The organism is Polaromonas sp. JS666, from assembly GCF_000013865.1.
In the GTDB taxonomy this organism is placed as follows: Bacteria; Pseudomonadota; Gammaproteobacteria; order Burkholderiales; family Burkholderiaceae_C; genus Polaromonas.
The window spans coordinates 2,111,957-2,135,558 of the sequence record NC_007948.1 but is presented as its reverse complement, the minus strand read 5'-3'; the positions used below and the strand labels follow the sequence as shown (position 1 = coordinate 2,135,558).

Annotated in this window: 18 protein-coding genes; 10 read left to right on the top strand and 8 right to left on the bottom strand. The window is 63.2% G+C overall.

The genetic code is table 11. The features are described 5' to 3' along the window. Positions 1 to 44: 44 nt before the first annotated feature. On the bottom strand, positions 45 to 1,016 hold the full coding sequence (locus tag BPRO_RS10220; protein WP_011482982.1) for a LysR substrate-binding domain-containing protein: 972 nt from the start codon (positions 1,014 to 1,016) through the stop codon (positions 45 to 47). 158 nt (positions 1,017 to 1,174) lie between these two features. Here BPRO_RS10220 and ilvD point away from each other — a divergent pair, with 158 nt between their 5' ends. After that, a complete protein-coding gene (ilvD, locus tag BPRO_RS10215) occupies positions 1,175 to 2,869 on the top strand; it encodes a dihydroxy-acid dehydratase (RefSeq protein ID WP_011482981.1) in 1,695 nt (564 codons plus the stop codon). 99 nt (positions 2,870 to 2,968) lie between these two features. Here the strand turns inward: ilvD and BPRO_RS10210 are convergent, their stop codons facing one another. Then, positions 2,969 to 3,208 carry a TIGR04438 family Trp-rich protein gene (locus tag BPRO_RS10210; protein WP_011482980.1) on the bottom strand — a complete coding sequence of 80 codons (240 nt, stop codon included), beginning with the start codon at positions 3,206 to 3,208 and terminating at the stop codon, positions 2,969 to 2,971. A gap of 140 nt (positions 3,209 to 3,348) precedes the next feature. Here BPRO_RS10210 and BPRO_RS10205 point away from each other — a divergent pair, with 140 nt between their 5' ends. Then, a complete protein-coding gene (locus tag BPRO_RS10205; RefSeq protein WP_011482979.1) occupies positions 3,349 to 3,666 on the top strand; it encodes a c-type cytochrome in 318 nt (105 codons plus the stop codon). A gap of 167 nt (positions 3,667 to 3,833) precedes the next feature. Here the strand turns inward: BPRO_RS10205 and acs are convergent, their stop codons facing one another. Next, positions 3,834 to 5,831: an acetate--CoA ligase gene (acs, locus tag BPRO_RS10200; protein ID WP_011482978.1), complete on the bottom strand. Its 1,998-nt coding sequence runs from the start codon at positions 5,829 to 5,831 to the stop codon at positions 3,834 to 3,836. Between the two features lie 171 nt (positions 5,832 to 6,002). On the opposite strand from acs, the gene BPRO_RS10195 reads away from it, so the two are divergent. Further along, positions 6,003 to 6,605, top strand: a complete 603-nt coding sequence (locus BPRO_RS10195) for a YqhA family protein (RefSeq protein WP_011482977.1) — start codon at positions 6,003 to 6,005, stop codon at positions 6,603 to 6,605. Positions 6,606 to 6,674: 69 nt separating this feature from the next. Here BPRO_RS10195 and fumC read toward each other — a convergent pair whose 3' ends face one another. Then, positions 6,675 to 8,099, bottom strand: coding sequence for a class II fumarate hydratase (fumC, locus tag BPRO_RS10190; RefSeq protein ID WP_011482976.1), 1,425 nt, complete (start codon positions 8,097 to 8,099; stop codon positions 6,675 to 6,677). 155 nt (positions 8,100 to 8,254) lie between these two features. On the opposite strand from fumC, the gene BPRO_RS10185 reads away from it, so the two are divergent. Next, positions 8,255 to 9,808 carry a fumarate hydratase gene (locus BPRO_RS10185; protein ID WP_041388704.1) on the top strand — a complete coding sequence of 518 codons (1,554 nt, stop codon included), beginning with the start codon at positions 8,255 to 8,257 and terminating at the stop codon, positions 9,806 to 9,808. Between the two features lie 31 nt (positions 9,809 to 9,839). Further along, the gene (gene murI, locus BPRO_RS10180; RefSeq protein WP_011482974.1) at positions 9,840 to 10,685 is read left to right on the top strand and encodes a glutamate racemase; all 846 of its coding nucleotides are present in this window, start codon (positions 9,840 to 9,842) and stop codon (positions 10,683 to 10,685) included. 75 nt (positions 10,686 to 10,760) lie between these two features. Here murI and BPRO_RS10175 read toward each other — a convergent pair whose 3' ends face one another. Continuing rightward, the gene (locus BPRO_RS10175) at positions 10,761 to 12,071 is read right to left on the bottom strand and encodes an MFS transporter (protein ID WP_011482973.1); all 1,311 of its coding nucleotides are present in this window, start codon (positions 12,069 to 12,071) and stop codon (positions 10,761 to 10,763) included. A 194-nt stretch (positions 12,072 to 12,265) separates the two neighbouring features. Continuing rightward, positions 12,266 to 13,171, bottom strand: a complete 906-nt coding sequence (locus tag BPRO_RS10170; protein WP_011482972.1) for a LysR substrate-binding domain-containing protein — start codon at positions 13,169 to 13,171, stop codon at positions 12,266 to 12,268. A 115-nt stretch (positions 13,172 to 13,286) separates the two neighbouring features. Between BPRO_RS10170 and BPRO_RS10165 the strand changes: the two genes are divergently transcribed. The 5 genes from BPRO_RS10165 (at position 13,287) to BPRO_RS10145 (ending at position 18,929) form a co-directional block, all read left to right on the top strand. Next, positions 13,287 to 13,874, top strand: coding sequence for a cysteine dioxygenase family protein (locus tag BPRO_RS10165; RefSeq protein WP_011482971.1), 588 nt, complete (start codon positions 13,287 to 13,289; stop codon positions 13,872 to 13,874). A 53-nt stretch (positions 13,875 to 13,927) separates the two neighbouring features. Beyond that, positions 13,928 to 15,529, top strand: coding sequence for a rhodanese-like domain-containing protein (locus BPRO_RS10160; protein WP_041389574.1), 1,602 nt, complete (start codon positions 13,928 to 13,930; stop codon positions 15,527 to 15,529). Positions 15,530 to 15,586: 57 nt separating this feature from the next. After that, positions 15,587 to 16,585 carry a Bug family tripartite tricarboxylate transporter substrate binding protein gene (locus tag BPRO_RS10155; protein ID WP_011482969.1) on the top strand — a complete coding sequence of 333 codons (999 nt, stop codon included), beginning with the start codon at positions 15,587 to 15,589 and terminating at the stop codon, positions 16,583 to 16,585. Positions 16,586 to 16,621: 36 nt separating this feature from the next. Then, a complete protein-coding gene (gene metC, locus BPRO_RS10150; protein ID WP_041388699.1) occupies positions 16,622 to 17,830 on the top strand; it encodes a cystathionine beta-lyase in 1,209 nt (402 codons plus the stop codon). An 82-nt stretch (positions 17,831 to 17,912) separates the two neighbouring features. Then, positions 17,913 to 18,929, top strand: a complete 1,017-nt coding sequence (locus BPRO_RS10145) for a YeiH family protein (protein WP_011482967.1) — start codon at positions 17,913 to 17,915, stop codon at positions 18,927 to 18,929. Between the two features lie 22 nt (positions 18,930 to 18,951). On the opposite strand, the gene BPRO_RS10140 is transcribed toward BPRO_RS10145, so the two are convergent. Both BPRO_RS10140 and BPRO_RS10135 read right to left on the bottom strand, forming a co-directional pair. Next, complete coding sequence (locus BPRO_RS10140) at positions 18,952 to 20,421, bottom strand: efflux transporter outer membrane subunit (RefSeq protein ID WP_011482966.1); 1,470 nt, start codon at positions 20,419 to 20,421, stop codon at positions 18,952 to 18,954. Then, positions 20,414 to 23,593: an efflux RND transporter permease subunit gene (locus tag BPRO_RS10135; RefSeq protein WP_011482965.1), complete on the bottom strand. Its 3,180-nt coding sequence runs from the start codon at positions 23,591 to 23,593 to the stop codon at positions 20,414 to 20,416. Before BPRO_RS10135 ends, BPRO_RS10140 begins: the two co-directional genes overlap by 8 nt. Between the last annotated feature and the right edge of the window lie 9 nt (positions 23,594 to 23,602).

The following is a 23,602-nucleotide window of genomic DNA, read 5'->3' as shown; positions in this document are numbered from 1 at the left end:
GGACCGCACCCACGCGGCCCACGCCACCCGCCCGGCGAACGCCGTCAACCGGGTGCAAACGCCATGAATCGCTGCAATGCAGGACTGGCGGCCCCGGCGGCCCACACCAGGCTCGTCTCACAGCCCGGCACCACCTGCCCCTTGCCCCTTTTGAGTTCCCGGTACACCACGCCCGGCCGCTGGAACTGCCGCACACTGTCGGGCACCCAGGCCACGCCCAGGCCTGCCGATACCAGGTTGACGATGGTTTGCATCTGGATGGCTTCCTGGGCCACGCGCGGCAGGTGGCCAGCCGCGTGGTACATGGCAAAAATCGCGTCATAGAGCGAAGGCAGGATGTGCCGCGGAAAAATCACCAGCGGCTGCTCCAGCAAGTCCTGCAGCACCAGCCCGGACTTGCCGACCAGCACGCTTTGCTCCGGCACGGCCAGCACCAGCGGATCCTGCGAGATGCGCCGGCAGGTCAGGCCGGGAGGCGCAAAGCCCGGCGAGTGCAACATGAAGCCGGCGTCGATCTCGCCGCGCTCCAGGGCCTGGAGCTGCACATCGCCGGTGGCTTCAATCAGCTCCAGCTGCACCTTGGGATAGCGCTCACGAAAGGTCCGGACCCAGCCCGGCAGCAAATCAAAGCCCACTGTTGACACAAAGGCCAGCCGCAAGCGCCCTGCTTCGCCATCCGCAGTGGCGCGCGCATAGACGGGCAAGGCTTGGGCACGCGCGAGCAGGTCGCGCGCCTCCGGCAGCAGCGCGGCCCCCGCCGCTGTCAGCTGCACGCTGCGCTTGGTGCGGTCGAACAGCTTCAGGCCAAGCAGGGCCTCCAGATGGGCAATGGCCTGCGTCAGCGGCGGCTGGGTCATGTTCAGGCGCAGCGCGGCGCGGCCGAAATGAAGCTCGTCGGCAACAGCTGCAAACTGGCGCCACAGGCGAAGCTCGATCAGCGGAGGATTGCGCGGATCACCACCCCCCGCAGGAACGAAATGAGCTGAGGAATGAGCGGAATGAACCGAATCTGTCATATGCTGCACATATTAATACAGTCTAAATAATGGATTGGAAAGAATCAGTCAAAACACGCATACTCGGCTTTCCGGTAAAAATATCCCACATGCATCCGCCCGTGCCCGCGTGTGAAGCGCATGACATCCGGTGCGACAACAAACCTCACGAGACATCCATGGAAACCAAGACCATTCAGCTCAACCCCCGCAGCAAAAACATCACCGAAGGCAAATCGCGCGCGCCCAACCGCTCGATGTACTACGCCATGGGCTATGAAGAGGCCGACTTCAAGAAGCCCATGATTGGTGTGGCCAACGGGCACAGCACCATCACCCCCTGCAACAGCGGCCTGCAAAAGCTGGCGGACGCGGCCATTGCCGGCATTGAAGAAGCCGGCGGCAACGCCCAGGTGTTCGGCACGCCCACCATCTCGGACGGCATGGCCATGGGCACCGAGGGCATGAAGTACTCGCTGGTCAGCCGCGAAGTGATCTCCGACTGCATCGAAACCTGCGTGCAGGGCCAGTGGATGGACGGCGTGCTGGTGATCGGCGGCTGCGACAAGAACATGCCCGGCGGCCTGATGGGCATGCTGCGCGCCAACGTGCCGGCCATCTACGTCTATGGCGGTACCATTTTGCCGGGCAGCTACAAGGGCAAAGACCTCAACATCGTCAGCGTGTTTGAAGCCGTCGGCGAAAACGCAGCAGGCCGCATGAGCGATGAAGACCTGCTGCAAATCGAGCGCCGCGCCATTCCCGGCACCGGTAGCTGCGGCGGCATGTACACGGCCAACACCATGTCCAGCGCCTTCGAGGCGCTCGGCATTTCGCTGCCCTACTCCAGCACCATGGCCAATCCGCACGACGAGAAAATGAACTCGGCCAGGGAGTCCGCCAAGGTCCTGGTCGAAGCCATCAAGAAAGACATCAAGCCGCGCGATCTCGTCACGAAGAAAGCCATTGAAAACGCCGTGGCAGTGATCATGGCCACGGGCGGCTCCACCAATGCCGTGCTGCACTTCCTGGCGATTGCGCATGCCGCCGGCGTGGACTGGACAATCGACGACTTCGAACGCGTGCGCCAAAGAACGCCGGTGCTGTGCGACCTGAAGCCGTCCGGCAAGTACCTGGCCGTGGACCTGCACCGCGCCGGCGGCATTCCGCAGGTCATGAAGATGCTGCTGGCGGCCGGCCTGCTGCATGGCGACTGCCTGACGATCACCGGCCAAACCATTGCCGAGGTGCTGAAGGATGTGCCCGAAGCGCCGCGCGCCGACCAGGACGTGATTCGCCCCATCAGCAACCCCATGTACGCCCAGGGCCACCTGGCCATCCTGAAGGGCAACCTCTCGCCTGAAGGCTGCGTGGCCAAAATCACCGGCCTGAAAAACCCGGTCATGACGGGCCCGGCCCGCGTATTTGACGACGAGCAGTCGGCGCTGGCCGCCATCCTGGCCGGCAAGATCAAGGCGGGCGACGTGATGGTGCTGCGTTACCTCGGCCCCAAGGGCGGTCCCGGCATGCCTGAAATGCTGGCGCCTACCGGTGCGCTGATTGGCGCCGGCCTGGGCGAAAGCGTGGGCCTGATCACCGACGGCCGCTTCTCCGGCGGCACCTGGGGCATGGTAGTCGGCCATGTGGCCCCCGAAGCGGCCGCCGGCGGCAATATCGCATTCATCAACGAAGGCGACTCCATCACCATTGACTCAAAACAGTTGCTGCTGCAACTGAACATCAGCGACGCGGAGCTGGAAAAACGCAAGGTCGGCTGGAAAGCACCGGCACCGCGCTACAACCGCGGCGTGCAGGCCAAGTTTGCCTTCAACGCGTCGAGTGCCAGCAAGGGTGCGGTGCTGGACGACTATTGATGCCGGCTGACCGGTAAAACAAAAAAGAGCCCGTAAGTCACAGACTTCACGGGCTCTTTACTTTGGTAACAGGGCAACTCCTGGCGGCCCGAAATGCAGTTATTTTCGTTTTTTGAGCATGCCCATCGCATCGCGCTGCTTGTCAATGCGGTCCTGCTTGCGCTTGGCCATCTTGTCAATTTCCCTCTGCTTGGTATAGCCCGAAGCGTCCGCCCAGGCCCACCAGGCGACCGCCAACGCAAACGGCGACAGCACGATCCACCAGCTCCAGTCAGCGACCGGGCCCATTTCCAGGTATTTCATTGCCAGGCCAACAATTCCGATCAATAACAAATACATGGGTTACTCCTGAGGGTCCTGAGGGTCTTGAGGGGGGAAGCGGCCGGGTATTCCCCTGCAACGTGGGGTCAACCGGGATCACTACAATCGCGTTAGTTGACTGTAACTGAATCTATAACTCTCCCTCACGAGGACAACCCATGAAACGCATTCTTTTGGCAATCGCTTCCGTGGCTACCGGCTTTTTTGCCGTATCGACTCCCGCGCTGGCCGACCTTCAATTGGCAACAGCGAAAAACTGCATGGCGTGCCACGCCATCGACAAGAAACTGGTGGGCCCCTCGTACAAGGATGTTGCCGCCAAATACGCCGGCCAGAAGGACGCTGCCGACAAGCTCGCGGCCAAAGTCATCAAGGGTGGCTCGGGCGTGTGGGGCCCCGTGCCCATGCCGGCCAATGCGCAGGTCACCCCTGACGAAGCCAAAAAGCTGGTGGCCTGGATCCTGACGCAGAAGTAAGCCTGACCTCCTGACCCCCGACATCGGCGGGCACAGGGAGATCAAAATAAAAAAAGCCCGTCATCTGACGGGCTTTTTTTGTGGGCGCTGCGGCCTGACCGGTTTTGCGGTTTTGCGGTTTTGAAATGGGGCCCGGTTGGGTGAATTTCAGCCCCTCCAGGACCTCCTCAGAGGTTTTCAGACAACTGATCGAGGATCGCCGGATTCTCCAGCGTCGAGGTGTCCTGCGTAAGAGCCTCACCCTTGGCAATGCCGCGCAACAGGCGGCGCATGATTTTGCCGCTGCGCGTCTTGGGCAGGTTGTCACCAAACCGGATGTCCTTGGGCTTGGCAATCGGGCCAATCTCCTTGCCGACCCAGTCGCGCAGCTCCTTGGCAATCGCCTTGGCCTCATCGCCCGTGGGCCGCGAGCGCTTGAGCACCACAAACGCCACGATCGCCTCGCCGGTCAGGTCATCAGGGCGGCCTACCACGGCAGCCTCCGCCACCAGGGTCGAGTGCGCCACCAGTGCCGATTCGATTTCCATGGTGCCCATGCGGTGGCCCGACACATTCAGCACATCGTCAATCCGGCCGGTGATGCGGAAATAGCCGTTGTCAGCATTGCGGACCGCGCCGTCGCCGGCCAGGTACATCGTGCCGCCCATTTCTTCCGGAAAGTAGCTCTTCTTGAAGCGCTCGGGGTCATTCCAGATGCCGCGAATCATGGACGGCCACGGGCGTTTGACCACCAGCAGGCCGCCCGAGCCGTTGGGCAAGTCCTTGCCGGTTTCGTCGACGATGGCGGCCATGATGCCGGGCAGCGGCAAGGTGCAGCTGCCAGGAACCAGCGGCGTCGCGCCGGGCAGCGGCGTGATCATGTGTCCGCCCGACTCGGTTTGCCAGAAGGTATCCACAATCGGGCAGCGCTCGCCACCAATGTTTTTGTAGTACCACATCCAGGCCTCGGGGTTGATGGGTTCGCCCACCGTGCCCAGAATGCGCAGGCTGCTCAGATCCGAGCGGGCCGGGTGTATTTTTTCATCGCCTTCAGCGGCCTTGATCAGTGAACGGATGGCGGTGGGTGCTGTGTAAAAAATCGTGACCTTGTGCTTCTCGATCATCTGCCAGAACCGGCCGGCGTTCGGGTAAGTCGGAATGCCTTCAAAGATGACCTGCGTCGCACCAGCGGCCAGCGGGCCATACGCCACATAGGTGTGGCCGGTGATCCAGCCGATGTCGGCGGTGCACCAGAACACATCGGCGGGCTGGATGTCAAAGGTCCAGTCCATGGTGAGCTTGGCCCACAGCAGGTAGCCGCCCGTGCTGTGCTGCACGCCCTTGGGCTTGCCGGTGGAGCCCGACGTGTACAGGATGAACAGCGGATGCTCGGCGCCCACAAATTCCGGCTCGCAGGTGGCTGCGGCCCTGGCGGTGATCTCGTGCATCAGGCTGTCGCGCCCGGCCACCATGTTGCAGGGCGTGGCGGTGCGCTGGTAGACCACCACGTTCTTGATCGACTCGCAGCCGCCCATGGCGATGCCTTCGTCCACAATCGCCTTGAGCGGCAGCTCCTTGCCGCCGCGCAACTGGTAGTTGGCGGTAATGACTGCGACTGCACCGGCGTCCTGGATGCGCTCCTGCAGGCTCTTGGCCGAGAAACCACCGAACACCACCGAGTGCGTGGCACCAATGCGGGCACAGGCCTGCATGGCAACAACGCCTTCAATGGTCATTGGCATGTAGATGATGACGCGGTCGCCCTTCTTCACCCCCAGGCCCTTGAGCGCACTGGCAAACTGACTGACCCTGGCATGCAGTTCCTTATAAGTGACGCTGGTCGCCTTGCCATCATCGCTCTCGAAAATAATGGCCTTCTTGCTCTCTGTCGGCGTACCCAGGTGGCGGTCCAGGCAGTTGTAGGAGGCGTTCAGTTCACCATCGGCAAACCATTGGTAAAACGGTGCATTGGACTCGTCCAGAACCTGGCTGAAAGGTTTTTTCCAGCTGAGATTGTCCCTGGCCAGCCTGGCCCAGAAGCGGTCAAAATCCTTGTCGGCCTCCCGGCACATCGCGTTGTAAGCCTCCATGCCGGAAATGCGGGCGGCCTTGACGGTAGCCGGCCCGGGGGGAAATACGCGGTTTTCAACCAGCACGGACTCGATGTTCGACGGGGCGGAACTCATTACTTTGTCTCCTGTTTGTCATTGGGATGCGTGATACTGCCGATACTGTCATATCCCGCACTTACAAGCCACTGACTGGCTTGAACCTTACAAAATCCGGAAAGTGGAGGGGCATTTTTTTGCATCCCTTCCACTGCCCTACAATTTTCCAACTTTTCAGTCTCTCGTCCCATGTCAGAACCCACACCAACAAAACCAGCTCCGCTTCGTCCCCTGCCCAACCTGATTTTCGCAAGCCGCTGGCTGCAATTGCCGCTTTACCTGGGCCTGATTGCGGCTCAGGCCGTCTATGTGGTTCACTTCCTGGTGGAGCTCATGCACCTGGTCGAAGCTGCGTTTGGCAGCCAGACGGCCCTGCAGGCGCTGATCACCAGCATCGGCTACAAGACGGCCACCCCGATCATCTCGCTGAACGAGACAGTCATCATGCTAGTGGTTCTGGCGCTGATTGACGTGGTCATGATTTCCAACCTGCTGATCATGGTAATCGTGGGCGGCTATGAAACCTTTGTCAGCCGCATGAATCTCGAAGGCCATCGCGACCAGCCTGAATGGCTGAGCCATGTGAATGCGTCGGTGCTCAAGGTCAAGCTGGCCACGGCCATCATCGGCATCAGCTCCATTCACCTGCTCAAAACCTTCATCAACGCGGACAACTACACCGACCGCGTCCTGATTGCGCAAACCGCCATCCACATCACCTTCCTGCTGTCCGCGCTGGCCATAGCCTACACCGACAAGGTAATGTCGGCCATTGCGGCGCAAAAACACTGAGCGGCGGGCGACCCGTCATCCACCGGGACCGGGGCTAGTGCCGTGTTGCATGCTTGATGGAACACTGCACTAACGCCGGCCCACCATATCGGCCGGCACCACCCACTGGTCAAACTGCTCGCCCGTGACATAACCCGAGGCGAGTGCGGCATCGCGCAGCGTGCTGCCCTCCTTGTGCGCTTTTTTGGCAATGAACGCCGCCTTGTCGTAGCCAATGTGAGGGTTGAGCGCCGTCACCAGCATCAATGACCGCCCCACCAGTTCGGTGATGCGCGCCCGGTTGGGCTCAATGCCGGCGGCGCACTGGTCGTTAAAGCTCACCATGCCGTCGGCCAGCAGGCGCACGCTCTGCAGGAAGTTGTGCGCAATCATGGGCCGGAACACATTGAGCTCGAAGTTGCCCGATGCCCCTCCAAAGTTGATGGCCACGTCGTTGCCGAACACCTGCGCGGCCAGCATGGTGACCGCCTCGCTTTGCGTCGGGTTGACCTTGCCCGGCATGATGGACGAGCCGGGCTCGTTTTCCGGAATGCTCAGCTCGCCAATGCCGCTACGCGGCCCGCTGGCCAGCCAGCGCACGTCATTGGCAATCTTCATCAGGCTGGCGGCCAGCGTCTTGAGCGCACCGTGCGCGTGCACCAGCGCATCGGCAGCTGCCATCGCCTCGAATTTGTTGGGTGCCGTCACAAACGGCAGCCCGGTCAGGCTGGCCAGCTCGTCCGCTACCTTTTCAGCATAACCCTTCGGTGCATTCAGGCCGGTACCCACCGCCGTGCCGCCCAGTGCCAGTTCATAGAGGTGCGGCAGAGCCGCGGCCACGTGCCTTTCACACTGCTCCAGTTGCGCCGCATAGCCCGAGAACTCCTGGCCCAGCGTCAGCGGTGTGGCGTCCTGCAGGTGGGTTCGTCCAATCTTGACAATGTCATCAAAGTCGCTGGCCTTCTGTGCCAGCGTGGCGCGCAGCTTCGCGATGGCCGGCAACAGCCGGCGCGTGATGGCCTCGACCGCCGAGACATGCATGGCCGTGGGAAACACATCATTGGAGGATTGGCTGCGGTTCACGTCGTCATTGGGGTGCACCAGCCGGCCTTCGCCACGCTCGCCGCCCAGCAGCTCGCTGGCGCGGTTGGCCAGCACTTCATTGACGTTCATGTTGGTCTGGGTGCCCGAGCCGGTCTGCCAGACCACGAGCGGGAATTCGTCGGGATGCCGGCCGGCGATCACCTCATCGGCGGCGGCCACAATCGCCTCCGTCTTTTTTTCGCCCTGCAAACCCAGCGCGTGGTTCACCCGTGCGGACGAGCGCTTGATTTCCGCCAGCGCCCGGATAATTTCGCGCGGCTGCTGCTCGCCGGAGATGTCGAAATTCTGCAGGGAGCGCTGGGTTTGTGCACCCCACAGCCGGTTGGCAGGCACTTCAATCGGGCCGAAGGTATCGCTCTCAATGCGTGCCTTGCTATGCGTGCTGCTATGTGTGCCGGTACGGGTTTTCATGGTCATTTCCTCATGGCGCTGGGCCACCTGTTCACACCTGTCAAAATACGGGGTTGCGGCTACCGTAGCACAGAGTGACCGCCCCGAAAAGACCGCCCCGAAAAGGCAACCCGGAAAAAGCCATTACCCCACCCAAGCACCTGACAGACCTGACCATGACGACCATCATCAAACAAGCCGACCTGATTGAATCCGTTGCCGCCGCCCTGCAGTACATCAGCTACTACCACCCCACCGACTACATCGCCCATCTGGCCCGTGCCTACGAGCGCGAGCAAAGCCCGGCGGCCAAGGATGCCATTGCGCAAATCCTGACCAACAGCAAGATGAGCGCCACGGGCCAGCGGCCAATCTGCCAGGACACCGGCATCGTCAACGTGTTTTTGAAGGTCGGCATGGACGTGCGCTGGGAAGGCTTTACCGGCAGCATCGACGACGCCATCAACGAAGGCGTGCGCCGCGGCTACAACCACCCCGACAACACGCTGCGCGCCTCCGTGGTGGCCGATCCGCAGTTCGACCGCAAGAACACCAAGGACAATACGCCCGCCGTGATCTTTACAGAGCTGGTGACCGGCAACACGGTTGAAGTCACGGTGGCAGCCAAAGGCGGCGGCAGTGAAAACAAGAGCAAGATGGTGATGCTCAACCCCGGCGACTCGGTGGTCGACTGGGTGCTCAAAACCGTGCCCACCATGGGCGCCGGCTGGTGCCCGCCCGGCATGCTGGGCATCGGCATTGGCGGCACCGCTGAAAAAGCCGTGCTGATGGCCAAGGAAAGCCTGATGGACGACCTGGACATGTACGAGCTGCAGGCCAAGTCGTCTGCGGGTGCCAAACTGACCAAAACCGAAGAGCTGCGCCTCGAACTGTTCGAGAAAGTCAACGCGCTCGGCATTGGCGCGCAGGGCCTGGGTGGTCTCACCACCGTGCTCGACATCAAGATCAAGATGTACCCGACGCACGCGGCCAGCAAGCCTGTCGCCATGATCCCGAACTGCGCGGCCACGCGCCATGCACACTTTGTGCTCGACGGCAACGGCCCGGTCTACCTGGACCCGCCTTCGCTGGACCTCTGGCCCAATGTGAACTGGGAGCCCGACTACAACAAGAGCAAAAAGGTCAACCTCAACACCCTGACCAAGGCAGAAGTCGCCAGCTGGAAGCCCGGCGACACCCTGCTGCTCAATGGCAAGATGCTGACCGGTCGCGACGCCGCGCACAAACGCATTGCCGACATGCTGCTCAAGGGTGAAAAGCTGCCGGTCGACTTCACCAACCGCGTGATCTACTACGTCGGCCCGGTGGACCCGGTCAAGGGCGAGGCCGTTGGCCCGGCCGGCCCAACCACCGCGACCCGCATGGACGGCTTCACCGAAATGATGCTGGCGCAAACCGGCTTGATCTCGATGGTGGGCAAGGCCGAGCGCGGCCCCGTCGCGATTGAGGCCATCAAGAAGCACCAGAGCGCTTACCTGATGGCCGTGGGCGGCGCCGCCTACCTGGTATCCAAAGCCATCAAGCACGCCGAAGTGGTGGGCTTTGCCGACCTGGGCATGGAAGCCATTTACGAGTTCGACGTGGTGGACATGCCGGTGACGGTGGCGGTGGATGCCGGCGGCACCAGCGCGCACATCACCGGCCCGGCCGAGTGGCAGAAAAAAATTGCCACGGGCGAGTTCAAGCAAATCCCGGTCACCAGCGCTTGAGTCGCTTGCGGCGCTTGCACAAGGTTCGCGCTTGACCAGCCAGGCCATCGGGGTTTTCGACAGCGGCATCGGTGGCCTGAGCATCCTCAAGGCGCTGCGGGCCGAGTTGCCGCATGAAAACTTCGTTTATGTTGCTGACAGTGGTCATGCACCGTATGGGGAGCGCGAAGACTGTTTTGTGGTTGCCCGCTCCCGAGCCATCACCCGCCACCTGTTGACGCAACAGCACGTCAAGGTCAAGGCGCTGGTGATTGCCTGCAACACCGCCACGGCGGCAGCCATTCATTTGCTGCGTGAAGAGCACCCGAATCTTCCGATCATCGGCGTTGAACCGGCACTCAAGCCCGCCACGCTCTTGAGCCGGACCCGGCGCATCGGGGTAATGGCCACCCGCGGCACCTTGGCCAGCGCCAGGTTCAAGCGGCTGCGGGACTCGCTGGCAGGCCAGGCGGAGTTTGTCCTGCAGCCCTGCGACGGCCTGGCAGACGCCATTGAGCGCGGCATTGACGACAAAGCCGACCCTGGAAGCGCTACTGAAATATTGGCTGCTTGTGCCCACCATACAAGGGCGATGGGCCCATTTGGCTTGAATGAAGGCGAGATCGACACGCTGGTGCTCGGCTGCACGCACTACCCGTTCGCCAGCGAACACCTGCGCGCCCTGCTCGGCCCTCACGTTCAGTTCCTGGACACCGGCGCACCGGTCGCGCGCCAGACCCGCTTGCGGCTACCCGCCGCTGAGCCGCAGACTGTCGCCCCCGCCGCACCAGGCATGGGTCAGGTCAAGCTGTTCACCACCGGTCAGACAAACACCTTGCAAGCGGCAGTGCAGCACTGGCTGCAGCTGGACAGCACCGTGGATTCGCTACATTTTTAATAGCTGCCTGCGCGCCCCGAGGGAAGGTGCAGGCATCCCCTCGACCTCGTTCGCAACGGCTTGTTGAGCGCTTCCTCAGATCTGGGCGTCAGCCTGCAGCGCGGCTTCACGCCCGCGTTGCACATTCACCGGAATCAGCAGCACCAATCCCACGGCAAACAGCACGGCCGTCGACAGAATGGCTATGCGCTGGTTACCTCCCGTCATCCAGGTGATGGCGCCGTAGCTTAACGGCCCGATGATGCTGGCCAGGCGGATCGCGAAGGTCCACAGGCCGTAAAACTCCGCCAGTTGCCTTTTCGGCGCGAACATGCCGGCCATGGCGCGGCCAGCCGACTGGCTCGAGCCCATGCACAGGCCCGCGATCGCGGCGGCGTACCAGAAGCCGCCTTTGGTCGTTGTGACGGCAGCGATCACGCAAGTGGCGATCCAGCCCACCAGCGTGATGCCTAGCGCCAGCTTGTGGCCGATGCGATCCTGGAAATAACCAAAGGCGAACGCGCCGCCGGCGGCTGCAAGGTTGAGCACGAAGATCAGCACCATGGTTTCCTGCGGCTGGAAGCCAATCACCTGCTCGGCGTAAATCGCAGCCAGCGCGATGGCCACGGCCACGCCCCCCTGGTAAAACACGGCGCAGGCCAGCAGCCACATGAAATCCCGGTAACGCCTGGCCTGGCGAAAAGTCTGGTGCAGCTGCGCAAGCGAAGCCTTGATACCGCCCTGACGCAATGCAGCCGGGTTGGGCCGGGCCCGTTCATTGAGCAGGCGGAACGTGACCAGCGATGCCAAGCCGTAGATCACCGCCGTGATCAGCATGGTGACGGGAACAAACTGCTCGGCCCTGATGCCCTGGCCTTGGGCCCAAATCACGTAGCCCAGGCAAAGCCCCAGCGCCAGCATGCCGCCAAAATAGCCAAAACTCCAGCCCCAGCCGCTGACCTTGCCCAAGGCCTCGGCCCTGGCCAGCTCCGGCAGGAAGGCGGCGGTCAGTGATTCGCCATACGAAAAAAAGGTGTTCGACAGAATGATCAGCAACATGGCGAACGCCACGCTGCCAGGCCCTGCGAGCGCGAGCGCTGCGGTGGTCACCACGCAACCCATCGTCGTCAGCATCAGCAGCCGTTTCTTGGCTGCGCGCAGGTCGGCATAGGCACCGATGCTGGGCATGGTGAGCATGACAATCGCGTAGGACACGCTGAGCGCCGCCGTCCAGGCAAAGGTGGCCCACTCGGCCTTCTGCGCAATGCCGCCCACGAAATAGGCGGCAAACACTGCCGTGATCACGACAGTGGTGTAGCCCGAGTTCGCAAAGTCGTACATGGCCCAGCCAAACACCTCGCGCTTGCGTACGCCGGGGTTGAGGGCATCCTGGGAAAAAAGGGCCATGGTTCAGCTCCTGAAGAGGGGCCAAGCATAGTCCACGGAGATGTCAGTGCAGATGGCGCGGTTGCCGGCCACCGCCGTGGCCGGAGTTGCCCGGACCGCATCGAGCGCGGCATTGACGCTGCGGCTGACGCCAGAATAGCTACAAAAACAATAGCTGCATTCACCCGCCACACAAGGGCCGCAGCCCTAAAATATCACTCATCTGCGGCCAACAGGCGTTGCGGCGCCACCGGCTCGGCCGCGCTGCGAATCAGCCCCAGGTTGGCCTTGAGCATGTCGAACACCTTGCGCGTGATTGGGTTGATGACGTTTTTGCGAACGAACAGGTAGTAATCCAGGTCGGGCAGCCGGGGCAAGCCGTCGTTTTCGCCCAGTACGCGCAGGTCTGCGCCCGCCATCTCGATGCCACGCGCGGTCACGCCCAGGCCCGCCCGCAGCGCAGCCTTGATGCCGATCAGGCTCGACGCGGTGTAGTTGGGCGACCACCGGATGCCCGCGGCATCAAGCGCCTCGCGCGCCAGTCTGTAAAACACGCTGGGGCCATCCACCAGGATCAGCGGCACGGGCTTGGCGCGGTCATGCACATAGCTGGCCGAACACAGCCACACCGTGGGCGAGGTGCGCAGGACCACGCCGTCAAGCGCCGGGTCATTGCGATTGGAGATGGTCATATCGATCTCGCCGCGCTTGAGCGACTCCATCAGGAAAGGGCTGCGCCCGACGTGGATGTCGAGCCGCAGCAGCGGTGAGGCGCGCGCCACCTGCGCCAGCAGCGTCGGCAGCATGGTGTCGGCTACATCGTGCGGCGCACCGATGCGCAGCACGCCTTCCAGGTTGCCCTGCTGCAGGCTGCGCAGGGCATCGTCATTGATGGCCAGCAAGTGCCGCGCGTAGTCAAGCAGCTTTTGGCCGTGCGGCGTCAGCCGCTTGTGGCGCCCCTGCTTTTCAAACAAGGGGTGGCCAATCTGGTCTTCCAGGCGCTGCATTTGCTGCGTCACCGCCGACTGCGTTTTACCCAGGTGAATGGCGGCGCCGGCAAAGCTGTCCTGCTCCTCAATGGCCACCAGGGCCCTGAGCAACTCCAAATCAAGCGTATTCATACATTACAAATATTAATGTATTTATCTCTATTTCCGCATTGTTTCAAAAATATGACTTCACTATATTAGCCCCATCAAACAGATATTCCACTCATATTCACTCGGGAAAACTCTCATGACTGCAGCAGCACAGCGCACCCAGGTGGTGAACGACACCATCAAAAACATTAAAAATATTGTCGGAAATGGTGATGCCACACGCCAATCCCTGGCCGAGGTTCTGGCGGCACTCAATCAGCTGGCCGGACGCAAGGACCTGTGGAACGCCAGCGAATTCGCCCCGCCCGAAGGCAATGAGCTGCAGGCCCGCTACCTGATCGCGGAAGATGCCGACCAGCGCTTTGCCCTTTACCTGAACGTGATGCGCCCCGGCAAGCGCATCGTGCCGCACAACCACACCACCTGGGCCTGCATCAGCGCCGTGGAAGGCACCGAGCTCAACCGTGTTTACGAACGCCAGGACGACGGCTCGGTGCCCGGCAAGGCCCAGCTCAAGGAAGTCAGCGCCATCGTGGTGGAGCCGGGCACGGGCATTGCATTGATGCCGGACGACATTCATTCGGTTGAAATCCCGGCCGGCCAGGTCATCCGGCACCTGCACATGTATGGCCGCGCGCTTGAAACGCTGAACACGCGCACCGGCTACGACCTGGAAAAGGGCACGTACGAAACCATGGGGATCGGCGTGCAGACCCGCCGCTGATGACCTTGCCCTCCCACTCCACGCACTTCACACATTCCACGCGCTCCCAATCCATGACACGTTTTATAGACGCCGCCACGCTGAAAGCCTGGCTGCACGACGGCGAGGAAATCGCCCTGTTCGATGTGCGCGAGCACGGCCAGTACGGTCAGGCCCATTTGTTTTACGGCATCCCCCTGCCCTACAGCCGGCTGGAGCTGGACGCGCCGCGCCTGGCGCCGCGCCAAAGTGTCCGGCTGGTGGTGTACGACGATGATGGCCAGCAGGTCGCACCCTCGGCCGCGCTCCGCCTCGCCGCGCTGGGCTATTCCAATGTGCACGTGCTGCAAGGCGGCAGCGCCGGCTGGCAGGCCGCCGGTTTTCCGCTGTTCGCCGGCGTCAACGTACCGTCCAAGAGTTTTGGCGAGCTGGCCGAGCAGGTCTATCACACGCCCCGGGTGAACGCAACCGAACTGGCGGCCATGCTGGCGCGCCGGGAAGACGTGGTGGTGCTGGACGGGCGGCCTTTTTCGGAATTCCAGAAAATGAACATTCCGGCGGCCATCAGTTGCCCCAACGGCGAGCTGGCCTTGCGCATCCGGGACCTGGTGCCCAGCGAACAAACGCACATCGTGATCAATTGCGCGGGGCGCACACGCAGCATCATCGGCGCGCAGACGCTGATCAACCTGGGCCTGCGCAATCCCGTCTCTGCGCTGGAAAACGGCACCCAGGGCTGGTACCTGGCCGATCTGGAACTCGAGCACGGCGGCACGCGCCGCTATGGTGAACCCGGCAAACCGGATGGCCAGGCGGGCATGCGCGCCGCGGCACAGGCGCTGGCAGAACGTTTTGGCGTACCCGTCGTCAACGCGCAAACCGTGCGCGGCTGGGCCGATGATGCGCAGCGCACGCTCTTTTTGTGCGATGTCCGCACCCCGGAAGAATATGCGCGCGGCAGCCTGCCCGGCGCCCAGCACACGCCGGGCGGCCAGCTGATCCAGGCCACCGACCAGTATGTGGGCGTGCGCCAGGCCCGGCTGGTGCTGTTCGATGCCGACGGCATCCGTGCGCTGACGGTGGCCAGTTGGCTACGCCAGCTGGGCCACGATGCCAGCGTACTGGACCAGGGCCTGGCCAGCGGCCTGGCATTGCCTGAAGCGCAGCCGGCACCTTTGCCGGTGTTACCCACCATCAGCGCCAAAGCCCTGGCCGCCGGGATGGCAAGCGGTGCGGCGCTTGCCATCGATCTACGCCCCAGCATGCAATTTCGCCAAGGCCATATTCCCGGTGCGCGCTGGGCCATTCGGCCGCGCCTTGCGGCAACACTGGCCGGCGAACACCGACCTGTGGTGCTGATTGCCGATGAACCCGCCGTGGCGGCCTGCGCTGCCACCGACCTTCAGGCGCTGGGCCTGTCGGCCAGCCTGCTTGAAGGCGGCCTGGCCGCCTGGCGTGCCGCTGGCCTGCCGTTGCAAGCCAGCGAAAACACCCCCGCCAACGGCGACTGCATTGACTTCCTGTTCTTTGTGCATGACCGGCACGACGGCAACAAGGAAGCGGCCCGCCAGTACCTGGCCTGGGAAGTCAACCTGATTGCGCAGCTCGACGCGCTTGAACTGAAGGCCTTCCGGCTGCCAACCCCTTCGCTCGAGCCAGCCGACGCACCCGCCTAGCCTCACTTATCCCATCCGCCCCACCCGCTTCATCCACTTTTTATTCAGGAGCCTGCCATGCTAACCAAGCTGAAATTCACCGCTGCCTCACTCTGCTGGGCCCTGTTCGCCGTGCACGGCGGCGCTTCCGCACAACAGCCGATGTCCCAGGTCGGTGGTTTCCCGAACCAGACGATCAGATTTGTGTCGCCCTTTCCCGCCGGTGGCGGCAATGACGCCACGACCCGTTTCGTGACGAGCCGGCTGTCCGAGATCACCGGCCAAAGCGCGGTCGTCGACAACCGGGGCGGCGCCGGCGGCAACATCGGCGCCAAGACCGTGGCCGATGCCAGGCCCGACGGCTATACCGTGCTGACGGGCCAGGTCTCGCTGATGGCAGTCAACCCCACGCTGTATGCGTCGCCGGGCTTTGACCCGCTGAAAAATTTCATGCCCATCACCCAGATCAATGCGGCACCCCTGGTCCTGGTCGTGGCCAGCAACTCACCCTACAAAACCATTGCCGACCTGGCCACCCAGATCAAGAGCCAGCCTGGCCGCGTCACCTATGCCACGCCCGGCAACGGCACGCTCTCGCACCTGGTCGGTGTGGTGCTTGAAAAGGACAGCGCCCTGAGCATGACCCATGTGCCGTACAAGGGCGCCGCCCCGGCGATCACCGACCTGCTCGGCGGTCAGGTCGATTTGCTCATCACCTCGACGGCATCCGTGTCCAGCTTCATCCAGAACGGCAAGATGCGCGCCCTCGCCGTGACCAGCCCGCGCCGCATTGGCGTGTTTGCAAAGGTCCCGACGCTGGAAGAGCTCGGCTACCGCAATACGACCTTTGAAGACTGGTATGGCTTTTTTGCGCCGGCCGGCACGCCGCCGGAACGCGTGGCCTATCTGCACGACAGCATTGTGCGGGCGCTCAAATTGCCGGAAGTCAACAAACTGATCACCGACGGCGGCAGCGAAGTGGTCGGCAACACGCCGGCGGCCTTTGCTGCGCAGCTCAAGGAAGACATCGCCCGCTGGTCGCGCGTCGTCAAGCTGTCGGGTGCGAAACTGGACTGATGTGTCATGCACCAAGGTCACCCAGGCGCTCCCCGCATGAATAAAACATCGCCGCCGGCTACCTCACCATCCGGTGCGTCGCCCCTGACCCGTCTGGTCCACGCCGGCAAGCAGCCCGCCTTCGACGGCGGCCGGCCGGTCAACCCGCCCGTGGTGCGCGCCAGCACCGTGCTGTTTGACAACACGGCGCAGCAGCGCGAGATGCGCATGCGGCGCGGCGATGAGCGGCTGTTCACCTACGGAGCCCGTGGCAACCCGACCAATTTCGCACTCGAAGATGTGGTCAGTGAACTCGAAGGCGCCTACCGGACGCGGCTCTTTCCCACCGGCCTGGCCGCCATCGCCATGACGCTGCTCTCTTACCTGAAGCCCGGCGACCACCTGCTGATGTCAGACAGCGTGTACGAGCCGGCGCGCAAGCTGGTGGGCTCCTTCCTCACGCCGTACAACATCCGCTGCACTTTCTTTGCGGCCGATGGCAGCGACGTGGAAGAAAAAATCGAAGCCGGCACGTGCATGATTTATGCCGAATGCCCGGGCTCGCTGGTCTACGAAATGTGCGACCTGCCGCGTCTGGCCGAAATCGCGCGCGTGAGAGGGCTCCTGCTGGTGGCCGACAACACCTGGGGCTCCGGCTGCCAATACCGGCCGCTGGCTTTGGGCGCCGATGTATCCATCATGGCTGCCACCAAATACCTTTCGGGCCATTCCGACGTGATGATGGGCACCGTTGCCACCACGAAAGATACCTGGCAGGCACTGGCCGAACGCAGTGACGCCTTCGGCATGACGGTCAGCCCCGACGATGCCTACCTGGTGCTGCGCGGCACACGCAGCCTGGCCGCGCGCCTGGCCCTGCACGAGAGTCATGGCTTGCAAGTGGCGTACTGGCTGCAATCACGCAGCGAAGTAGCCACGGTCTTCTGCCCCGCCTTGCCCGATCACCCGGGTCATGCCCTGTGGCAAAGAGACTGCAAGGGAAGCAATGGCCTGGTTTCTTTCGAACTCCAACCCGGCTTCGACCAGAGAGCCGCCGAGCGGCTGATCGACAGCCTTCAATTGTTTGGCATTGGTGCCTCGTGGGGCGGCTATGAAAGCCTGGTCACGCTGGCCGACATGCGCCGCGCCCGCAGCGTGACCGACTGGTCGGACCGTGGCCAGGTGATCCGGCTGCACATCGGGCTGGAAGACCCGGCCGACCTGCTGCGCGATTTGCTGCAGGGATTTGCCGCACTCACCGCCTGAGCCAAACGCCATCTCACGCCGCACGCCGGCGTTCCCTTTTGCGGTCCTTTTTATCTTCTTTCCCCCGAGGTCTTGCACAACCATGCTCAGCTATGCGCGCCCCTGGATCCACCAAACCCGCAGCTTGTGGCCTGGCCTTGCATTGCCGCTGCTCATCATGCTGGGCGCCACCTTCCTCTCCGAGCATTACGGTGGCCCGCAACTGCTCTACGCGCTGCTATTTGGCCTGGCCTTTCACTTCCTGCACCAGGATGCACGCTGCCGGCCCGGCATCGAGTTTTGTGCCAGGACCCTGCTGCGCATCGGCGTGGCCCTGCTGGGTGCGCGCATCACGCTGGCGCAAATCGGGCAGCTCGGTATCGGCCCGCTGGCGACGGCGGCCCTGGGCATTGTCAGCACCATCGCGCTGGGCGCCTGGCTGGCGCGGCGCTTTGGCCTGAAGACCGACTTTGGCCTGCTTTGCGGTGCGGCTGTGTCCATTTGCGGCGCATCGGCGGCGCTGGCGGTGGCGGCGGTCATGCCCAAAACCGAAGAGAACGAGCGCCACACCTTGCTGACGGTGGTCGGCGTGACGGGCCTGTCAACGCTGGCCATGATTGCCTATCCGCTGCTGGCCAAAGCGCTGCAGTGGAGCGACACCGGCGCCGGCATCTTCCTGGGCGGCACCATCCATGACGTGGCGCAGGTCATAGGCGCGGGCCTGATGATTTCCCATGAAGCGGGCGACGTCGCCGTGATCGTCAAACTGTTTCGCGTCACGCTGCTGGTGCCTGTGGTGGCCGTACTCGCCTGGTATTGGCGACAGCGCAGCAATGCCCCCAGCAGTGGGAACCGGCAGGCACCGCTGCTGCCTTTTTTCCTGATCGGATTCATGGCCCTGGTGCTGGTCAACAGCCTGGGCGGCCTCACGCCCCGGTTCACAGAGGCCTTGAGCCAGATCTCCCGCATCTGCCTGGTGATCGCCATTTCGGCGCTGGGCATCAAGACCTCGTTTGAAGAACTGCTCAAGCTCGGCTGGCGGCCAATGGCCCTGATGCTGGTGGAGACCCTGTGGCTGGCCACCGTCTTTGTCATTTACCTATGCGTCTTCACGCGATAAGTCCACAGGGGGCAGGGCGTGCTCAGGGCGTGGCGGAGGCCGCGGGCTCCTTCCAGCCACCACCCAGCGTTTTGTACAGCGTGACCTGGCTTTGCAGCTGGGCCAGACGGGTTTGCACCACGGCTTGCCGCGCGGTGAACAGCGAACGCTGCGCATCGAGCAAATCGAGGTAGCTGGCAATACCGTTCTGGTAGCGCAGGTCCGACAGCTTGAAACGCGTGGCTTCGGCGTTGGCCTGCGCCTGCTGCGCGCGCAACTGCTCGCCCAGCGTGGCGCGGCCTGCCAGCGCATCGGAAACTTCGCGGAAGGCCGTCTGGATCGATTTCTCGTACTGGGCCACGGCGATGTCGCGGCCGGCGTTGGCAGAGTCGAGCCCGGCCCGGTTGCGCCCCGCATCAAAAATCGGCAGGAGCAACTGGGGCGCCAGCGTCCAGCCGTAGGAGCCGCTCTTGAAGAGGCCCGAGAGGTGCGAGCTGGCGCTGCCGGCGCTTGCCGTGAGCGAAATGCGCGGGAAAAACGCGGCGCGGGCTGCGCCGATATCCGCATTGGCGGCAAGCAGCTGCTGCTCGGCCTGGCGAATGTCGGGGCGGCGGGTCAGCAGGTCGGAGGGCAGTCCGGCAGGCACATCGACCATCATGGGCGTATCAGCCAGCCCCTTGCCGGCCGGCAGCGCCACCGCCAGTTCGCCCGTGAGGGGCTGGCCCAGCAAAAGCGTCAGGGCATTCTGGTCCAGAGCACGCTGGCGGACCAGCTGGGCCAGGGAGACACGGGCCGCTTCCGTCAGCGACTCGGCCTGCCGGAAATCCAGCTCGGACGTCACGCCATTGTCAAAGCGCAGCTTGCTCAGCTTGAAGGATTCTTCACGCGTCGCCAGCGTTTGCTGCGTGATGGCCAGCAGCTCTTCATCGGCCAGCAGGCTGAGGTAGGTGTTGGCCACGGCCGCGATCAGGCTGATCTGGGTGGTCTTGCGGCCCTCTTCAGTCGCCAGGTATTGCGCCAGCGCGGTTTCCTTCAGGCTGGCGACGCGGCCGAAGAAATCGAGCTCATACGACGTCACCAGCAAGCCGGCGGAGTAGGTGCTGGTGATGCTGTTGCCATCGGCGTTGGGCTGGCGCGAGCCCGTGAGCCCGGCATTGACGGTCGGAAACTGGTCGGCGCGCCGGATCTGGAACTGGGCCCGGGCCTGCTCGATATTGAGTACCGCAATCCGCAGGTCGCGATTGTTGCGCAGCGCCGCCTCTATCAGTAGCCTGAGCTTGGGATCACTGAAAAAACTCTGCCATTCAATGTCGGCCGCCGGCACGGCGGGTGCCGTTGCCGCGGCGGGACTGGCACCGGCGGTCGCCTGGGCCGATTCAGCCATCCAGCTGGAGGCCGGCCACTCTGCGGCAATCGGCGCGGCCGGCCGCTCGTATTTGGGAATCATCGAACAACCCGCCAGCAGCGCCGCGGCGCTCGCCGTCAGGAGTTGGGGGAGCCTGGATTTACGCATGGGCTTTACCTTCATTTCCTTCATCTTCCGAGATGCCTGCCGCTTTGGCATGCTCCGAATAGATCCTGTTTTGCCGCTCGCTGCCTTTGAAAAAGCCGCGCACCACGACAAAGAACACCGGGACAAAAATCACCGCCAGCGCCGTGCCGGTCACCATGCCGCCGATCACGGCGGTACCGATGGCGCGCTGGCTAGCAGAGCCGGCGCCCGAAGCCAGCACGAGAGGCATCACGCCCAGGCCGAAAGCCAGCGAGGTCATGATGATGGGGCGAAAACGCAGATGGGCTGCGGCCAGCGCCGACTCGATCACGCCCTTGCCCTGCGCCTGAAGGTCTTTCGCAAACTCGATGATCAAAATGGCGTTCTTCGCCGACAGGCCGATGATGGTGATCAGGCCCACCTGAAAGTACACGTCGTTCGAATAGGCGCGCAGCAGGGTCGCCAGCAACACGCCGATCACGCCCAGCGGCACCACCAGAATCACCGCCAGCGGAATGGTCCAGCTTTCGTACAGCGCGGCGAGGCACAGGAACACCGCGAGGATCGCGAAACCATAGAGAAGGGTCGCCTGGGAGCCGGCGAGTTTTTCCTCTCGCGACTGGCCGGTCCACTCATAGCCGAAGCCTTGCGGCAGCTGCGCCGCCAGCTTCTCCATCTCGGCCATCGCGGCGCCGGTGCTGTAGCCCGGTGCGGCGCTGCCGCCGATGCGCATCGCCGGATAGCCGTTGTAGCGCACCGTCTGCATCGCGCCCTTGACCCAGCGCGTCGTGGCAAATGCCGAGAGCGGCACCGATTGCCCCTTGCTGTTGCTGGCGTTCAGTTTGAGAAGGTCATCGGGCTGCATGCGCGCCGGTGCATCGGCCTGCACCACCACACGCTGCAAGCGCCCCTGGTTCGGGAAGTCGTTCACGTAGCTGGAGCCCAGCGAGGTCGACAACACCGAATTGATCGCGTCGAACGGTATGCCCAGCGCATTGGCCTTGTCGCGGTCAATGTCGATCTGCAGTTGCGGCGCGTCTTCCAGGCCATCGGGACGCACCTGCCCAAGGACAGGGCTCTTGGACGCCAGGCCCAGCAACTGGTTGCGGGCATTGACGAGCGCCTCGTGGCCCGCGCCGCCGCGATCCTGCAAACGGAAGCTGAAGCCCGACGCCGTGCCCAGTTCGGGAATCGGCGGTGGGCTCAGCGGAAAGATGAATGCATCACGCACACCCATGAGCGCACCGAAGGCCCGTCCCGCAACCGCTCCGGCCGAATGCTGCTCACCCGCGCGCTCTTTCCAGTCCTTGAGCGTCACGAACGCCAGCGCGGCGTTTTGACCCTGGCCCGAAAAGCTAAAACCCAGTACGCCAACCATGCTTTGCACTTCGGGCTGCTTGAGGATGAACTCCTCGACGTTCTGCATCACCGAGAGCGTGCGCTCATATGTCGCACCCGGGGGCAACTGCACGTTCACCAGGAGAGTGCCCTGGTCTTCGTTGGGTAAAAATGAAGTTGGCAGGCGCAGGAAGACCACGGCGATCGCGCCGATGATCGCTGCGTAGATCACCAGATAGCGCGCTGCACGCTTGAGGATGCGCGCAACCACGCTTTCATAACCCTTGGCCGTGCGTGTGAAGCCCCGATTGAACCAACCGAAGAAACCGGTCTTTTCGTGGTGGTGTCCGGCCTCTACCGGTTTGAGCAGCGTGGCGCAGAGCGCCGGCGTGAGCGACAGCGCCATGAATGCCGAGAAGCCGATCGACGACACCATCACCGCCGAGAACTGGCGATAGATATTGCCGGTCGAGCCCGCGAAGAACGCCAGCGGCACGAACACGGAGATCAGCACCACGGTCACGCCGATGATGGCGCCGGAGATCTGCTTCATCGCCTTGCGCGTGGCCTCGAGCGGCGGCAGCCCCTCTTCGGTCATGATGCGCTCGACGTTCTCGACCACCACGATCGCATCGTCCACCACGATACCAATCACCAGCACCATGCCGAACATGGTGAGCACGTTGATTGAAAATCCGAGCGCCAGCAGCGTGGCGAAAGTGCCAAGCAGCGAGATCGGCACCACGATGGTCGGGATGATGGTGTAGCGCCAGTTCTGCAGGAACAGGAACATCACCAGGAACACCAGCGCCACCGCCTCGAACAGCGTCTCGGCCACCTGCGAAATCGATATCCTGACGAAGCGCGAGCTGTCGTAGGGGATGTCCCATTTCATGCCCTGCGGGAAGTAGCGCTGAAGTTCGGCCATCTTCTCTCGCACAGCCTTGGCGGAGGCAAGTGCATTGCCGTTCGGCGCGAGTTGCACGCCGATACCCACGGCCGGCTTGCCGTTCAGGCGCGCCGACGTCGCGTAGGTCTGGCCACCCAATTCGATGCGCGCCACATCCTTCAGGCGCACCGACGAGCCATCGGGGTTGGCGCGCAGCACGATATTGCCAAACTGCCCGACGTTGGCGAGCTGCCCATTGACCACCACGGTGGCCGCAATGCCCTGGCCTGCCACGTTAGGCCGGTCGCCGATGCTGCCGGCGGCTACTTGGGCATTTTGCGCACGAATCGCTGTATTGACATCGTTCGCCGAAAGGCTGAAGCCGGTCAGCTTGGCCGGGTCGAGCCAGATGCGCATGGCGCGCTCGCTGCCGAACAGCTGGGCCTGGCCAATGCCGGGCAGGCGCTGGAGTTCGGGCACGATGTTGCGCGAGGCATAGTCGCCGAGCGCGACCGGGTCGTGCGCCGGGTTGTCGGACGACAACATGGTGAACAGCAGGAAGTTGGCACGCGACTTGTCTACGCGTACGCCCTGCTGCGCCACAGCAGCGGGCAGCCGCGGCGAGGCGCGCGACAGGCGGTTCTGCACGTCCACCTGCGCCAGCTCGGCATTGGTGCCGGGCTGGAAGCTCAGCGTGATGCTGCCGGAACCGTCGGCCTGCGCGACCGACTCCATGTAGATCAGGCCGGGCGAGCCGTTCATTTCACGCTCAATCACCGACAGCACGCTGTCCTCGAGCGTCTGGGCCGACGCGCCGGGGTATGCCGTATTGATGACGATCGCGGGCGGTGCCACGGGTGGGTACTGGGCAATCGGCAGCTGCGTGATCGACACACCGCCGACCACCAGGATGAACAAGGCAATCACCCAGGCAAAGATCGGCCGATCAATAAAAAATTTGGCCATGCGCCGGGC

Coding starts and splice junctions, on each gene's coding strand:
- BPRO_RS10220 (WP_011482982.1), bottom strand. CDS start 1,016: ATGACAGATTCGGTTCATTCCGCTCATTCCTCAGCTCATTTCGTTCCT.
- ilvD (WP_011482981.1), top strand. CDS start 1,175: ATGGAAACCAAGACCATTCAGCTCAACCCCCGCAGCAAAAACATCACC.
- BPRO_RS10210 (WP_011482980.1), bottom strand. CDS start 3,208: ATGTATTTGTTATTGATCGGAATTGTTGGCCTGGCAATGAAATACCTG.
- BPRO_RS10205 (WP_011482979.1), top strand. CDS start 3,349: ATGAAACGCATTCTTTTGGCAATCGCTTCCGTGGCTACCGGCTTTTTT.
- acs (WP_011482978.1), bottom strand. CDS start 5,831: ATGAGTTCCGCCCCGTCGAACATCGAGTCCGTGCTGGTTGAAAACCGC.
- BPRO_RS10195 (WP_011482977.1), top strand. CDS start 6,003: ATGTCAGAACCCACACCAACAAAACCAGCTCCGCTTCGTCCCCTGCCC.
- fumC (WP_011482976.1), bottom strand. CDS start 8,099: ATGAAAACCCGTACCGGCACACATAGCAGCACGCATAGCAAGGCACGC.
- BPRO_RS10185 (WP_041388704.1), top strand. CDS start 8,255: ATGACGACCATCATCAAACAAGCCGACCTGATTGAATCCGTTGCCGCC.
- BPRO_RS10175 (WP_011482973.1), bottom strand. CDS start 12,071: ATGGCCCTTTTTTCCCAGGATGCCCTCAACCCCGGCGTACGCAAGCGC.
- BPRO_RS10170 (WP_011482972.1), bottom strand. CDS start 13,171: ATGAATACGCTTGATTTGGAGTTGCTCAGGGCCCTGGTGGCCATTGAG.
- BPRO_RS10165 (WP_011482971.1), top strand. CDS start 13,287: ATGACTGCAGCAGCACAGCGCACCCAGGTGGTGAACGACACCATCAAA.
- BPRO_RS10160 (WP_041389574.1), top strand. CDS start 13,928: ATGACACGTTTTATAGACGCCGCCACGCTGAAAGCCTGGCTGCACGAC.
- BPRO_RS10155 (WP_011482969.1), top strand. CDS start 15,587: ATGCTAACCAAGCTGAAATTCACCGCTGCCTCACTCTGCTGGGCCCTG.
- metC (WP_041388699.1), top strand. CDS start 16,622: ATGAATAAAACATCGCCGCCGGCTACCTCACCATCCGGTGCGTCGCCC.
- BPRO_RS10145 (WP_011482967.1), top strand. CDS start 17,913: ATGCTCAGCTATGCGCGCCCCTGGATCCACCAAACCCGCAGCTTGTGG.
- BPRO_RS10140 (WP_011482966.1), bottom strand. CDS start 20,421: ATGCGTAAATCCAGGCTCCCCCAACTCCTGACGGCGAGCGCCGCGGCG.
- BPRO_RS10135 (WP_011482965.1), bottom strand. CDS start 23,593: ATGGCCAAATTTTTTATTGATCGGCCGATCTTTGCCTGGGTGATTGCC.